The sequence below is a fragment of the Halobacillus litoralis genome (assembly GCF_009856355.1).
In the GTDB taxonomy this organism is placed as follows: Bacteria; Bacillota; Bacilli; order Bacillales; family Halobacillaceae; genus Halobacillus; species Halobacillus litoralis_B.
Window position 1 is genome coordinate 113,822 of sequence record NZ_WMEW01000006.1, and the last position, 13,669, is coordinate 127,490.

Consider the following 13,669-nt stretch of genomic DNA (forward strand, 5'->3'; position numbering starts at 1 on the left):
TACAAGCTTTTTTCTTTCTTACCGCCAGGAGCCAAAGCCCCTTCCCTTTTTCGCGGACGAGCGCCCGAGCTTCCTCGTAAAACCTACGCTCGGCAGGGGTGGAAAGGGCACCGCTCCTTGGGGGTTCTTTAAAATTGAAAAAGACAGCTCAAACTTGATGGATGAAGGACAATCTTTCATATTCCGGCAGGCATCCGTCATCAGCGCCTGTGCTTTCCCTTTTCCGCGCACGCGGAAACAGCGCAGCCCCTGCCGTTCTTTTGAATCTGCAAAGCTACGCTCGACTTTCTCTTTTCTCATACGGTATATCCATTTTTCTTCATTTTATCGTCGCGTAAAGTTGTTTTCCACAGGGACCGGCACGAAGAGCGTTCGGTGGTGACGCCTGCGGGAACAGCACGGGCCGAAGATCCACTTGGTCAAATGGTTTCTTGACCAAGTCAGCTGAGGCCGTGCCCGCGGCAAGCATCCGCCGATAAGCGGAACGTGCCCTCTCAACACGACATGCAGGCAGCTCTAACTGGATAGGACGAACTTTTTCTACAGACTGACGCTACTTAAGAAGTGGCGTTTTTTTATATTTCCTTATCAGGGAAAACCATTTCAATTTGCTGAAAATTCCTGCTTAAACCGCTTACTTAAAATAAATCGTTTTTTTACATCATCAGCTGTTTACAAAAGACGGAAAGGTCTCTATAATCCCGATTGTATTGCAAATTTCGTTCGACAAAATCCCATGAATTATTACAACAAAGGAGGCTCTCAGATGTTGAAAAAAGTGTGGTCATTTCTATTGATGAATCTCGGTGCGCTTGCTGTAGCAACCAACGTGCATTTCTTCCTATCCCCGAACGATCTGGCAACAGGAGGAGTGAGTGGTCTATCCATCGTATTGAATAAGGTTTTCCCTGATTTGTCCCTGGGAATGATTATGATTCTTTTGAATATTGTCTTGTTTATTGTCGGTTTTATTTTCCTAGGATTCCAGTTTGGTGTGAAAACCATCTATGCCAGTTTTGCGCTTTCGTTTATGGTCTGGGGACTTGAAGCCTTTTTCCCTATGCAGGAAGCTCTGAGTGATGATCTGTTGATTCAGCTGATTATCGGGCAGATCATTGCGGCTTCAGGAATGGCCCTCGTTTTCCATCAGGGAGCTTCCACAGGCGGAACCGATATCCTGGCCATGATCTTAAATAAATTCTTTTCCATTGAAGTTGGAAAAGGTGTGCTTTTCTCCGATATCGCCATTGCCACATCTTCCATCTTCCTATTCGGCCCGACGGTCGGTATGTATGCGTTCTTCGGTGTCATTCTGAATGGTCTGGTGATCGATTATATGCTCCAGCAGTTTGAGGATAACAAAGAGATTGTTATTATCAGCCGTGAGAGTGAGCTTGTCCGCCACTTCATCATCAATAAGCTTGGACGCGGCGCTACCATTCACGAAGCGAAGGGTGCGTTTAACCAGGAACAGAAGGAAGTCATAACCACCATTCTCAGCCGGAGAGATTATACCCGTCTGAAGAAATATATGACGGCAGTGGATGAGCAGGCATTTATCACCGTTCACTCCATGAATGAAATCCTTGGAGAGAATTTCAAAAGACTGGCGTAGTTTCCCTGAAAAACGACAGCCGCTGCTCATCACTTCCACTACCAAAGATGAGCAGGAGAGGAAGCGTTCCAGTGTGATAGAACGAGCTGCTTAGGTTAACCCTTGGATGAAAAATAAAGAGATACGGAAATATAGATCAAATGGAAAAAGAGTCTCCGGAACGGTTTACCGGAGGCTCTTTTTTCTGCTTTTCCGGACGGAATGAGAAATGAGCGAAACGTTCATGATGATGATGCTCAGAACGGATGCAGTGGTATAATTATAATTTTTTGTCACGACGGAGAGGGACAGAAATAAGGCTAAAATGACTCCTGAAATAAACAGGAGAGGGAAATTTGAAATGACTCGCTGTTTCTTTACCGGGCGAAACTCCATCTGCCGCACTCCTCTCTACAGTTAGTAACAGTATATGAAAAATTTTAATTATCTGTCAATTGTTCCGCGCAAACGAACAAATATTTGAAAGATTTAGATAAATTGGTATAATGGGGGTGTTGAAAATGCAGCACGCTATTATGGAGGAGGATGGCAGATGAATCGAGAAGAATTGATTGCCCCGGAACGATACAACGTCGTATCAGAAATGGAAAAGTATACAGGCGATTCTGAGCGGAAAGCCCTTTTATGGTTGAACGATCAAGGCGAAACCAAGGAAGTTACATATCAAAACCTGATGAATCGTGCGAACAAAATTGGAAACGCTTTCCTTGACTGCGGGTTGAAACAGGGAGATAAAATCCTCGTGATGATCCCACGGCTGATAGAAGCCTACCAAGTCTATACAGCGGCATTAAAGGCCGGTCTCGTCGTTATTCCAAGTTCCGAAATGCTCCGGACAAAAGATCTCCAATACCGTGTTAGTCATGGAGAGGTCCGTGCCGTTGTCAGTTATGCTCCTTATACCGATCAGTTTCAAGGGATCCGTGAATACGATCAACTTGTGAAATTTTCTGTCGGAGAGCGGAAAGAAGGGTGGTATGACCTGGACCGTTTGATGGAAGATTACAGCAGGACGATGCCAGCTGCTGACACAAGTCGGGATGACATGGCTTTTCTTTCTTATACATCGGGAACGACAGGAAATCCGAAAGGAGTCGTTCACACCCATGGATGGGGATATGCTCATCTGAAAACAGCGGCTTATCAATGGCTGGCCATTGAAGACGGAGATACGGTCTGGGCTACTGCCGGTCCTGGGTGGCAGAAATGGATTTGGAGTCCATTTTTATCTGTGCTGGGGACAGGGGCACAGGGGCTCGTATATCATGGGAAATTCGATCCGAATGTCTATTTGGATTTGATGGACAAACATGATGTCAATGTGCTCTGCTGTACGCCAACGGAATACCGTCTTATGGCCAAAGTGGATGACTTAAGCAGGTACAGCCTGAAAAACCTCCACAGTGCTGTGTCAGCTGGCGAACCTTTAAACAGAGAGGTGATCGACACCTTCGAGCGGCATTTTCAAGTGACCGTGAGAGACGGGTACGGTCAGACGGAAAATACGCTTCTCGTGGGAATTATGAAGGATATGGAAGTACGTCCCGGCTCAATGGGACGTCCGACTCCCGGTAATCAGGTCGATATCGTAGATGAAATGGGAGTGCCTGTCGGAACAGATGAAGTTGGGGATATTGCTGTACACCTGGATACTCCAGCGCTGTTCAAAGAATATTATAAAGACCCGGAGCGGACGAAAATGTCGCGAAGAGGCAATTATTACATTACCGGAGACCAAGCCAGGAAAGATGACGAAGGTTACTTCTGGTTTGAAGGGCGCAGTGATGACATCATTATCAGCTCAGGCTATACCATCGGCCCCTTTGAAGTAGAGGATGCGCTTGTGAAACATCCGGCTGTCCAGGAATGTGCCGTGGTGGCAAGTCCGGATGAAGTCAGGGGCAGCATTGTAAAAGCATTCGTTGTCCTGCGGCCCGGGTATGAAAAAGACCATTCCATCGTTCAGGCACTGCAGACGCACGTGAAGGAGCTTACGGCCCCTTATAAATACCCAAGGAAAATCGAGTTTATTGACGAACTGCCGAAAACAACGTCAGGTAAAATACGAAGAGTCGAGCTGCGTGAAAAGGAAAAATCCTGCCAAAATTAAGCTGGAAAGACCGGAGACGTTCAGACTCCGGTCTTTTTTTTTATTCAGGATCGTCTGTTTGAAGTGATAAGATAGATGGGAATCAGACAGATTAAAAGAACAGGAACCAAGATCAAAATGGGAAGGTGGGATTGGATGAACATATATATGGAAATGACTTACCGTGCCAGAAACAAAACGGAGGCCTTTTTCAAATCTGAACCGGTTTCTCCGGGGGAAGCACTTCTTATTGCGGAAGACCTTGAAAAAACAGGGCGTTTGAAGGAGATCGCTTTTATCGATGATTACGATACTTCATGGAAGCTGAAGGACTTGAAGAAGTATATGGAAAAAGTGGACGCCGAGCCACATAACATCCGGGTATACTTTGACGGAGGATACGACAGGAACGACAGGAAGGCAGGTCTGGGCTGTGCGGTTTATTACGAACAGGATGGACGGTTTATGCGTTTAAGGAAAAATGCGGCGGTTGAAGAGCTGGATACGAATAATGAAGCAGAGTACGCCGCCCTTTATTTTGCTGTTCAGGAACTGGAGGCTATGGGCGTCGGGCATATCCCTGTTCATTTTATCGGTGATTCCCAGGTCGTCATCAATCAAATGAAAGAAGAATGGCCGACTATGGAACATTCCCTTCATGAATGGGCGGACCGGATTGACGAGAAGCTTGCTGCCATGGCTGTTGAACCGTCTTACCACTTGATATCAAGAAAAGACAACCGTGAATGTGACCGTCTTGCCACTCAGGCTCTACAGGGAACGGAAGTGGAAAGCACCTCCGAAGTGAAAGGATAGGTTACAAATGGATGGTGACGGGGGTTCCGTTCGGAATGGTGAGCGCCAGCTCTTCCACGTCTTTATTGAACATCCGTATACATCCGCGTGACACGGCTTTTCCAATGGATGACGGGTCATTCGTGCCGTGGATACCGTAGTGTTCTTTTGATAAACTCATCCACATCGTACCAAAGGGTCCTCCGGGGTCCGGAGCCTTATTCAGGATAATAAAATCCCCTATAGGTGTCTCATAAAGCATCCGTCCTACAGCTACCGGGTATTCTTTTAAATATTTCCCGTTTTTATAGACACGGAGAAGGCGTTCATTAATGGAAACATCGAGCTGATACGGCTGTGTTTCCACAGGGGGGTATCCCGGAATTGTAAGCCGCTGCCCGACCATAATCAAATCCGGATTGGGTATCGTATTGACGGCCAAAATGGCTGTGAGCGGCATCCGGTAATCCCGTGCTATTTGATAGAGGGTTTCTCCAGGCTTTACCGTATGGAGCATTCCATCATCTCCCCAGGTGTAATACTTCAGTGTATGCACCCATGCCCTGGAAAATAAACCAGACCAGCTGTATGCCGCTGGTCTGGTTTTTTAGAATGGTTATAATACGATGGTTTTGTTTTCATGAACGATGACACGGTCCTCTAAATCCCATTTGACTCCCCGGTTTAAAACGGTGCGCTCGATCAACCGGCCTTTCTTTTTCAAATCTTCGATATGGTTGCGGTGATCGACACGAATCACATCCTGCTCGATGATCGGTCCTTCGTCAAGATCATCCGTCACGTAATGGCACGTGGCTCCTATAAGCTTAACGCCCCTTTTGTGTGCCCGTTTATGTGGGTTAGCGCCGATAAAGGCCGGCAGGAACGAATGATGAATATTGATGATTTTTGATGGATGAGTCGACACGAAATGCGGGGTAAGAATCTGCATATACCGTGCGAGTACAATGACATCAATGTCATGCTCCTTGAGAAGCTTCAACTGTTCCTCCTCCACTTCATGCCGGATTTCTTTATTTGCTGGGATGTGATAAAACGGAATGCCGAAGGATTCGACAAGCTCTTTTCCTTCTTTATGGTTACTGATGACGAGAGGAATGTCTGCCATAAGGCCGCCGCTTTCCCATTCGTATAAGAGCTCTCGAAGGCAGTGAAGTTCCTTGGAAACGAAGATGGCCATTTTCTTCAACTTATATAAAAATGTCAGGCGCCATTTCATATGGAATGCGGCAGCAATTTCCTTGAAGCCCTCCTGAAACGCTTCTTCCTTTTCTTCCATATCGGAAGCGGCAAATTCAATGCGGATGAAGAATGTCCCCTCGTCAGGATGGGTGGTATATTGGTTGGACTCTACAATATTGGCTCCATGTTGATGAAGAAACGTGGAGATGGCAGCCACGATTCCCGGTTGGTCCGTACAACTGATAAGAAGCCGCGCTTTGTTTTTGTTTTTTTCCGTATGTTGCTGGATGTGCTGGTTGGCAGACGTCATGTCTATTCCCCTTTCTCTGTTTCTTTATATTGTAGAGGAAAAAAATCCCGAAGCAAACAATGTTTTTGCAAAATTCACTCTACACTTTCACCATTCGACAAATGGACGCATACAAAACGATGGACAGAAAGGTTGATATTTATGAAACGTTTTTCCCTTTATAGTCGTATAGGCAGGTACAAAGAGAAATCCTGGCGGAAAAATAACAGGTCCTGTCTATACAAAGAATGAATCAGGAAGGATGGCATGCGTGAAGAAAAAATTAATGACGTCAGCAGTTCTGATTACCTTTTTTGTGTTGTCGGTCTGGTACATCCATCACACGTTTTTTTTCAGCCCTTTATCTTTTGAACAGGACGACATCACTTATCAATCATGGACCGATTACCAACGTCCGATGACGCTTACTTATTATGACTTGGATGGAGGGCGGACATCCTACCAAATTGAAGAGGATGAAGAGATACGCTCCTTCTTCAAGGCTATGAAGCAGTGTCCTTCAAGTGCAGAGGGGAATGAAGGTGAACAGGTCCTGGGGGCCCTGCGTATATCCAGTGCACGGGACATTGTACTGGAAGCCTATTTTTACAATGACTTCTGGCATGTCCTGCAGAAAGATCATGAGCGGCTTGAAATCACACCGAAACTGGAGGGGCTGATCAACCAATTATAAAGAAAAGCGCGCGGTTTCTCCTATACCTTAAGGGACAGGTCAGAATTGCATGAACAGCTCCTTTGGAAGGGACATTCTTCCTAAAAGCATAAGGTTGTACTATACTTGGAAAGGATACAGGCAACCATAAGTGGAAGGAGTCAGAAGGATGAATAGCGGGTTCACCCATATTTTTAACATCTTAGTCGGAATATTGATCGTTGTCGAAGGCGGCGTGTACATATTTATGAATAATAAAGACGGTGATCTTCATCTGCGGAGTATGATCATGACTGTCCTGCTCATTACTGCATGGGCGATGTCCTACCGGAAGCAGGTAACGAGCGATAACCCTAGTGCATGGTTGATTGTAACCATCATCATTATGATCCCGATGATTCTCCCGTGGCTGTTTTTTATATGATTTTAAAAAAAGCCGGCGGTAAAGCCTGGCTGCGGCACAGAAGACGGCCGCCAACAGGTAAAGAAAGCCGAAAACCAGGAAGAGAATTCCCATCATTACCACCGTCACTTCAACCCCCGTTTTCGGGGGTTTTTTTTAAGCAGCCAAACAGTCAAATTCAAATCGGAACGGCTGTCCACAGGAGTGAAAATATTAGGGAGAACGCTTTTTCCACCCTTTCTCCTCCTTTCCATAAACAAATGTTCATTTCTGTCAAAACCCCTCGAAAAACCTGTGAAATAGGAATATTTTACCCTGGATGGGGTATTAGATTTACATCGAAATTTGCCTTATGTCTATACAATTGGTACAATTTATTCTGTACGATTTACTTAATCCCCTGATTTATCCCCCGCATTGCATGTTTTAACCCTTGCAGTCCAAACTACTTAACGAAGGTATAAGAAAGGATGTATGTCACTTGAAAACAAAGCTTATTGACTGGCCCACGTTTATAGGGGCCCTGATTTTACTGCTTGGAGTAACCCTGCCATTGATTATGTTCCCTGAGGCAGGGAAGGAAGTAGTGTCTCAAGCCAATACATTTATGACAGAGAATTTCGGCGTTCTTTATATGGTTCTTGGATTTGTCATTTTTGCTTTTTTAATCTATGTAGCCTTCAGTAAAAATGGTGCCATCAAACTTGGAGATGAAGGAGAAAAGCCTGAATTCAGTACATTCTCCTGGGCCGCGATGCTTTTCGCTGCCGGGATCGGTTCCAGTATTCTGTACTGGGCGGTCATTGAATGGGCGTATTATTATCAGGGGCCTCCATTCGGTGTAGAACCGGAATCCAAGGAAGCAATCAAATGGGCTTCTACTTACGGCATGTTCCACTGGGGACCGATCGCCTGGGCGATCTATACGCTGCCGGCGCTGCCGATTGCCTATTTCTACTATGTACGGAAAAAGCCGGTGTTGAAAGTATCAGAAGCTGTACGTCCGGTCCTTGGTGATACGGTGGACGGCCCGGTTGGTACAATTATTGATGTTTTGTTTATGTTCGGACTTCTGGGCGGTGCAGGGACGACGCTTGCGCTCGGAACACCGATGATTGCACAGGGTGTCAATGATTTAACAGGCATTCCCGTAACTCTCGGTCTGAAAAGCGGGATTATGCTGCTCTGTACGTTGATATTCGCGATCAGTGCCTATTCAGGCCTGAAACGTGGAATTAAAATCCTTAGTGATGTGAACTTATGGCTGTCTATCTTCCTGCTTGCGTTTATTTTCATTTTCGGTCCGACCCGTTTTATGAGTGAAACGACGTTCACATCTCTCGGACTTCTTGCCGATAACTTCTTCCGCATGGCGACATGGATGGAGCCGTTCGGGAACCTCGGCCAGTTTGAGAAGACGAGCTTCCCTGAATACTGGACCGTGTTCTACTGGGCATGGTGGCTCGTTTACGCGCCGTTTGTCGGTTTGTTTGTTGCCAGGATTTCCAGAGGACGTACCATTCGTCAAATGATCCTCGGTACGATGGTGTATGGTACGATTGGATGTGTCCTTTTCTTCGGAATTATGGGTAACTTCGGTCTTTACCTGCAGATTTCAGGTGAATTTGATGCCATTGCCTTCATGAATGATAACGGGGCACCGGCAACCATTATTGAAATTATGAACCAGCTGCCGCTGGCTGATTTCATCGTCTTGATCTTTACGGTCCTGGCTATCATTTTCCTTGCCACGACCTTTGACTCTTCCTCCTACATTCTTGCGTCTGTGACACAAAGGAATGTGGAGGGTGAACCGCTCCGTTGGAACCGTCTATTCTGGGCATTCGCGTTATGTATCATGCCGCTTGCTCTGATGTTCCTCGGTGGACTGGATACCCTGCAGACAGCAAGTATTGTCGGTGGTTTCCCGCTCATTATCATCATGTTCCTGCTCGCCTGGTCGTTTATGAAAGCGTCCAATACCGATATTCGCGAGTCTGATGACTATGAGCCGTCCACGATTCACATTAAGCGATGGAAAAACCGCAGGAAAAAGAAAAAGCGTTCCGCCCTTGAGGCCCTTGAAGATAAAGATACGGATGGAAGATAAGAAAACCCTGAACTCCAATGGAGTTCAGGGTTTTTTCTTTCCCGCAGAAGAAAGGGAATCAAACATTCTTTTTTTCCGGCAGGTAAGGCGTGACGTCTTGAATAGTCACATCTCCGCTTTCCTTTAGAAACCGTTCCACCAGATGCAGGTGATCGGCGCCGACGAGAACAAGAATGCGGTCTCCGGGGGCTGCGGTCCGCAGGATATTCGCCGCCATGGCTAAATCGCGGTGATGCCACTGTTTCAGCCAGTGGACACCAATTTGATGCTGGCGGTCACCGACTCGAGTCAATTTCATATAGACACGTTTCAACTGTTTCTTGTAATCTTCGTCATTAATGTAACGGAAATAACCGGCTAATGTCTGTTTATCCTCCATCTGCTTCACGCTCTGCTGGATGGTGAGGATTTCCTTGAGCAGCTCGGGCTGATGCTCTTCTGCCCAGGAGAATACTTGGTCAAGGGATGGGGTGGACATATCCACCATTTCATCAACAGGATATAGACGGTCCTGTTGAAGGGCTTCAGCCAGTGGAAAAGCGATCTGTTCCACTTCATCGTAGGCAGGGGCCTGCTCTCCCTGCAGGAACTGCTTCAGTCTCTTATTGATTTCTTCTTCCAGAAAAAACGATTTTTCCACACCGATTTTTGTCGGGTTCCATTCCTGCAGTGAAGCGGTTATGGAAGACAGTTCATCACTATGTTTGTGAATCATTTCCGGCTCCACAGCCATATGAAAAGTGCCGAGAAGCATAATTTCGGGTTTCATTTCATCATTCCTTTCCGTGTCATTTAAAATACGGCAGGATATCTTCGCCGATTTCCTGCATCACCTCAGCTGTCGGCCGTTTGTTTTTTGAAAGGCCGAACATCATATGGTTCACACCAGCGGAACGATACTCTTCGATAATATTCTTTAAGCCTTCCCGCCCGGTTTGATAACCGGCAGGGATTTTTTCGATGGGGGCCTCCGGGTCCTCGGAAAGAACAACAGGAAGCGGCATGAAGAAGGGACGGAAAACATCCCCATGGATCTGTTTCACTTTTTCCCTGTACATGTTGATCGTCTCCCTCTGCTGTTCCGGACGCTGAGGATAAAACATCCATCCGTCTCCATGCTCAGCAATCCAGTCGATCGTCTGCTGACAGTAGCCCGTCATAAAAACAGGAATCCTGTTGGGCGGTTTAGGGACGAGATTGGATTTGTCGAGCTTACCGAAGGAGGAGACGGCTTCAGGGTATTCTTCATATAAGGCCTTCGTAAAAAAATCAAAAGCTTCTCTGAACCATTCTCCACGTTCCATGATGGGGATGTTCAATCCTTCAAAATCCTTCCGCCGGTCTCCTGAGGAAATACCGGCCATCAAACGTCCGGGAAATAAGCGTTCAATGCTTGCCAGCTCTTTCGCTGTGCGTAAAGGGTGACGGAGCGGCATAACCAATGCTGCTGTGCCGAGATTGATGGACTGTGTCTGCGAAGCCAGATAAGTTAAGTAGATCAGGCTGTCGAAGATCTGTCCGGTTGCCGGATCCTCAAATGTTGGATCTTCAAGAAGGACGTCCTGAAGCCATAGGCAGTGAAAGCCGAGTTTTTCCGCCATCTGTGCTTTTTGTACTTGATCATCCATGCGTGGTGTTTCTTTCTCGTAATTTTCAATCGGTATCGTCAGCCCAAAAGAGATGTGATCTTTTTGGAGCATGTTCTGCCATCCGCGGTGGTTTTCAAACAAAATGCTTCCTCCTCCGTGTTTCTTTCTCGTTATCATTATAATGAGGTGGAGGCTGGACTTCTAATCAAAGGAACTAAAAAAGCACCTTCTCCCAGCGGGGGAGAGGCGCCCGTAACATTTAGAGGATATAGATGGCGAGATAAAGGATAAGAGTGAGAAAAGCGGAACCCCCGGCTACACTTGCGATTTCTGTTCGGTCGTAATCTACACGTTTTTTCAATGTCATCGCTCCTTAAAGATAAAAATATAAGATTGCTATGTATTTTTTGTTCTACTCTATATGACGAATGAATAGTCAGAAAGGTTTCATTTATATTACAAAAATGTAACTTTTTTATGTCGTAAATTTTCGGAGCGGGTGCAAAAGGGAGTTTTCACCTCTGATATAATAGTGGAAGAAAATAAGAATAGATGGGAGAGGTAACACTTATGTCTACATATACAATGACCTGGGATCTGGACAGTCTGTTTCAAGGCGGCAGCCATTCCAGTGAATTAAAGAATTATGTCCAGCAGCTGGAGGGTCACCTGGATGCGCTTGAATCACTTATTTCGTCTTTCGTTTCTCCGGCCGGTCCTGATGATACGGAAGCTTTACAGCAAATCACGCACGCTCTTCAGGTGGCCGTGAAGGAGCTTGAAGAATTCAGTGCCTTTACAAGCTGCCTTCAGGCCCAGAATGTCAATGATGCAGGGGCTGGTCAATGGCTGGCGAAAAGAAGTGAACTGGGGGCGCGGCTGAACAACGCGCTGATCCAGCTGGATGAGACATTTGTGAATATGGATGATGATGTTTGGACTTCGCTCCTGCAGCAGCCATCACTAAAGGAACTGTCTTTCGTGCTGGACGAGCGGAGGCGGAAGGCCAAAGATAAGCTGGATGCTGCACGGGAATCGTTGATCAATGACCTGAGTGTGGACGGCTATGAGGCGTGGGAACTCATGTATGACCGGCTGGTTGGTAAATTGGCTGTCGAAGTGGAAGGCAGGTCCCTATCGGTGGGGCAGGCCTCCAACAAATTGGACTCCCCGGATCGTTCTGTGCGGAAGGAAGCTTTTGATCAATTGCAGAAGGCATGGCAGAACGAAGTGGGCGTATTCAGTGAAACATTGAATCATCTGTCAGGATTCCGTCTGCAGACTTATAAGCATAGAGGATGGGGGAGTGTCCTTAAGGAGCCGCTCGATTATAACCGGATGCGTGCTGACACGCTGGAGACGATGTGGGAAGTAATTGCCGATTATAAGCATGCGTATATCCCTTATATGAAAAGAAAAGCAGAACTTCTTGGCGTGGAGGGCCTTCGATTTTATGATGTGGAAGCTCCTGTTGGAAAAACGGACAGCACAAAGAGCTTTCAGGAAGGGGCGGCCTTCATTATCGAACAGTTCAGGAAGTTCAGCCCTGAAATGGCCGATTTTGCTGAGATGGCCTTTGAGAAAGGGTGGATTGAGGCCGAGGACCGCCCGGGCAAGCAGCCGGGAGGATTCTGCACGAGCTTTCCGGATAGTGGAGAAACACGGATTTTCATGACATACTCCGGCAGCCCTTCTAGTGTCGCAACGCTCGCTCATGAACTTGGTCATGCGTATCATCAGCATGTCATGAATGATCTGCCTGTATTGAATCAGGGCTATGCGATGAACGTGGCTGAAACAGCTTCTACATTTGCCGAAATGATTGTCGCAGATGCAGCAGTAAAAGAAGCGGAAGCGGGAGAGGAAAAGATGACGCTTCTTGAGGAGAAGGTCCAGAGCAGTGTGGCTTTCTTTATGAATATCCATGCCCGTTTCCTGTTTGAAACACGGTTTTACGAAGAACGACGAAAGGGAACAGTATCTCAAGAGCGTCTTAATGAACTGATGGTGGAAGCGCAGAAGGAAGCCTATATGGAGACGTTGGAAGAGTATGACCCGACTTTTTGGGCATCCAAGCTCCATTTCCATATTACGGATGTTCCGTTTTATAACTTCCCCTACACCTTCGGTTACCTGTTCAGTGCTGGCATCTATGCGAAGGCACTGGAGGCCGGTCCTGAATTTGAAGAGCGTTACACAGCACTGCTGAGGGATACAGGGAAAATGACCGTGGAGGAACTGGCCTGGAAGCACCTCGGTGTCAATCTCGAGGAAAGAGAGTTCTGGGAGCATGCGGTGGAACTCTGCACAGCCGATTTGAGTGCATTTATGAAATACAGTGAAGCATCAAAGGAGGGATAATGATGGATGAAACGCGTATTCCGGAAGAAGCCAAGCTGGACAGGGTGGCTGAGCTGGATGGATGGAAGCTGACAGATGAGAAATTTATTACCAAACGCTACCGCTTTCAGGATTTTTTAACAGGCGTCCGCTTTGTTAATTTGATAGCAGAGTATGCAGAGGAAATCCAGCACCATCCGTTTATCAGCATTGATTACAAAATGGTGACGTTAAAACTTACCTCCTGGAATGCCGGGGGGCTGACAGAACTGGACCTGGAGTGTGCCCGGAAGTACGACAGCATTTATCGGTCTATTGAACAGAAATAAAGGATGTTGAACGCATCTTAATGCAGAACAAAAACGGCTCCTGGAATCAGGAGCCGTTTGGCTGTACAAAAAGCCTGAGTTAACCAGTTAGAGTTGTCCGCATGTCGTGTTGAGAGGGCACGTTCCGCTTATCGGCGGATGCCTGCCCAAGTGGATCTTCGCCCTTGCTGTTCCCGCAGGCATCACCACCGAACGCTCCTCGTGCCGACGTTAGATTATATAGAAGAGAGATAG

At 46.7% G+C, this 13,669-nt stretch carries 12 protein-coding genes and 1 pseudogene; 8 read left to right on the forward strand and 5 right to left on the reverse strand.

Annotated features, from left to right (window positions below; all coding sequences use genetic code 11):
* Window positions 1–18: 18 nt before the first annotated feature.
* A pseudogene (locus GLV97_RS20345) lies at window positions 19–315 on the reverse strand (transposase); the annotation flags it as partial.
* Between the two features lie 451 nt (window positions 316–766).
* On the opposite strand from GLV97_RS20345, the gene GLV97_RS10540 reads away from it, so the two are divergent.
* From GLV97_RS10540 to GLV97_RS10550, 3 genes are all read left to right on the forward strand, one after another.
* Entirely contained in the window at window positions 767–1,615 is an 849-nt protein-coding gene (locus GLV97_RS10540; RefSeq protein WP_160838839.1) for a YitT family protein, read from the forward strand.
* A gap of 532 nt (window positions 1,616–2,147) precedes the next feature.
* Window positions 2,148–3,725 carry an acyl-CoA synthetase MbcS gene (mbcS, locus tag GLV97_RS10545; RefSeq protein WP_160841458.1) on the forward strand — a complete coding sequence of 526 codons (1,578 nt, stop codon included), beginning with the start codon at window positions 2,148–2,150 and terminating at the stop codon, window positions 3,723–3,725.
* 135 nt (window positions 3,726–3,860) lie between these two features.
* Window positions 3,861–4,520: a reverse transcriptase-like protein gene (locus GLV97_RS10550; protein ID WP_160838835.1), complete on the forward strand. Its 660-nt coding sequence runs from the start codon at window positions 3,861–3,863 to the stop codon at window positions 4,518–4,520.
* A gap of 1 nt (window position 4,521) precedes the next feature.
* On the opposite strand, the gene GLV97_RS10555 is transcribed toward GLV97_RS10550, so the two are convergent.
* Both GLV97_RS10555 and purU read right to left on the reverse strand, forming a co-directional pair.
* Complete coding sequence (locus GLV97_RS10555) at window positions 4,522–5,016, reverse strand: L,D-transpeptidase family protein (RefSeq protein ID WP_160838833.1); 495 nt, start codon at window positions 5,014–5,016, stop codon at window positions 4,522–4,524.
* A 99-nt stretch (window positions 5,017–5,115) separates the two neighbouring features.
* The gene (gene purU / locus GLV97_RS10560) at window positions 5,116–6,012 is read right to left on the reverse strand and encodes a formyltetrahydrofolate deformylase (RefSeq protein ID WP_160838831.1); all 897 of its coding nucleotides are present in this window, start codon (window positions 6,010–6,012) and stop codon (window positions 5,116–5,118) included.
* A 250-nt stretch (window positions 6,013–6,262) separates the two neighbouring features.
* Here purU and GLV97_RS10565 point away from each other — a divergent pair, with 250 nt between their 5' ends.
* The 3 genes from GLV97_RS10565 to GLV97_RS10575 all read left to right on the forward strand — a co-directional run bounded on the left by GLV97_RS10565 (window position 6,263) and on the right by GLV97_RS10575 (window position 9,177).
* Window positions 6,263–6,685 (forward strand): hypothetical protein, encoded by a 423-nt coding sequence (locus GLV97_RS10565; RefSeq protein WP_160889637.1) that lies wholly within the window; start codon window positions 6,263–6,265, stop codon window positions 6,683–6,685.
* 148 nt (window positions 6,686–6,833) lie between these two features.
* A complete protein-coding gene (locus tag GLV97_RS10570; RefSeq protein ID WP_160889638.1) occupies window positions 6,834–7,088 on the forward strand; it encodes a hypothetical protein in 255 nt (84 codons plus the stop codon).
* A gap of 460 nt (window positions 7,089–7,548) precedes the next feature.
* The gene (locus GLV97_RS10575; protein WP_160841459.1) at window positions 7,549–9,177 is read left to right on the forward strand and encodes a BCCT family transporter; all 1,629 of its coding nucleotides are present in this window, start codon (window positions 7,549–7,551) and stop codon (window positions 9,175–9,177) included.
* A gap of 58 nt (window positions 9,178–9,235) precedes the next feature.
* On the opposite strand, the gene GLV97_RS10580 is transcribed toward GLV97_RS10575, so the two are convergent.
* Window positions 9,236–9,946 (reverse strand): DUF5694 domain-containing protein, encoded by a 711-nt coding sequence (locus tag GLV97_RS10580; protein WP_160889639.1) that lies wholly within the window; start codon window positions 9,944–9,946, stop codon window positions 9,236–9,238.
* Between the two features lie 19 nt (window positions 9,947–9,965).
* Window positions 9,966–10,877, reverse strand: coding sequence for a TIGR03571 family LLM class oxidoreductase (locus GLV97_RS10585; RefSeq protein ID WP_237417325.1), 912 nt, complete (start codon window positions 10,875–10,877; stop codon window positions 9,966–9,968).
* A 459-nt stretch (window positions 10,878–11,336) separates the two neighbouring features.
* Between GLV97_RS10585 and GLV97_RS10590 the strand changes: the two genes are divergently transcribed.
* Together GLV97_RS10590 and GLV97_RS10595 are read left to right on the forward strand one after the other, a co-directional pair.
* Window positions 11,337–13,127 (forward strand): M3 family oligoendopeptidase, encoded by a 1,791-nt coding sequence (locus GLV97_RS10590; RefSeq protein ID WP_160889640.1) that lies wholly within the window; start codon window positions 11,337–11,339, stop codon window positions 13,125–13,127.
* Window positions 13,128–13,129: 2 nt separating this feature from the next.
* Window positions 13,130–13,435, forward strand: a complete 306-nt coding sequence (locus GLV97_RS10595; protein WP_160889641.1) for a 4a-hydroxytetrahydrobiopterin dehydratase — start codon at window positions 13,130–13,132, stop codon at window positions 13,433–13,435.
* Window positions 13,436–13,669 lie beyond the last annotated feature (234 nt).

Excerpts from the sequence above, each read along its gene's own strand:
- GLV97_RS10540 (WP_160838839.1), top strand. The coding sequence starts at position 767 with ATGTTGAAAAAAGTGTGGTCATTTCTATTGATGAATCTCGGTGCGCTT.
- purU (WP_160838831.1), bottom strand. The coding sequence starts at position 6,012 with ATGACGTCTGCCAACCAGCACATCCAGCAACATACGGAAAAAAACAAA.
- GLV97_RS10580 (WP_160889639.1), bottom strand. The coding sequence starts at position 9,946 with ATGAAACCCGAAATTATGCTTCTCGGCACTTTTCATATGGCTGTGGAG.
- GLV97_RS10555 (WP_160838833.1), bottom strand. The coding sequence starts at position 5,016 with ATGCTCCATACGGTAAAGCCTGGAGAAACCCTCTATCAAATAGCACGG.
- GLV97_RS10585 (WP_237417325.1), bottom strand. The coding sequence starts at position 10,877 with ATGCTCCAAAAAGATCACATCTCTTTTGGGCTGACGATACCGATTGAA.
- GLV97_RS10590 (WP_160889640.1), top strand. The coding sequence starts at position 11,337 with ATGTCTACATATACAATGACCTGGGATCTGGACAGTCTGTTTCAAGGC.
- GLV97_RS10595 (WP_160889641.1), top strand. The coding sequence starts at position 13,130 with ATGGATGAAACGCGTATTCCGGAAGAAGCCAAGCTGGACAGGGTGGCT.
- mbcS (WP_160841458.1), top strand. The coding sequence starts at position 2,148 with ATGAATCGAGAAGAATTGATTGCCCCGGAACGATACAACGTCGTATCA.
- GLV97_RS10570 (WP_160889638.1), top strand. The coding sequence starts at position 6,834 with ATGAATAGCGGGTTCACCCATATTTTTAACATCTTAGTCGGAATATTG.
- GLV97_RS10550 (WP_160838835.1), top strand. The coding sequence starts at position 3,861 with ATGAACATATATATGGAAATGACTTACCGTGCCAGAAACAAAACGGAG.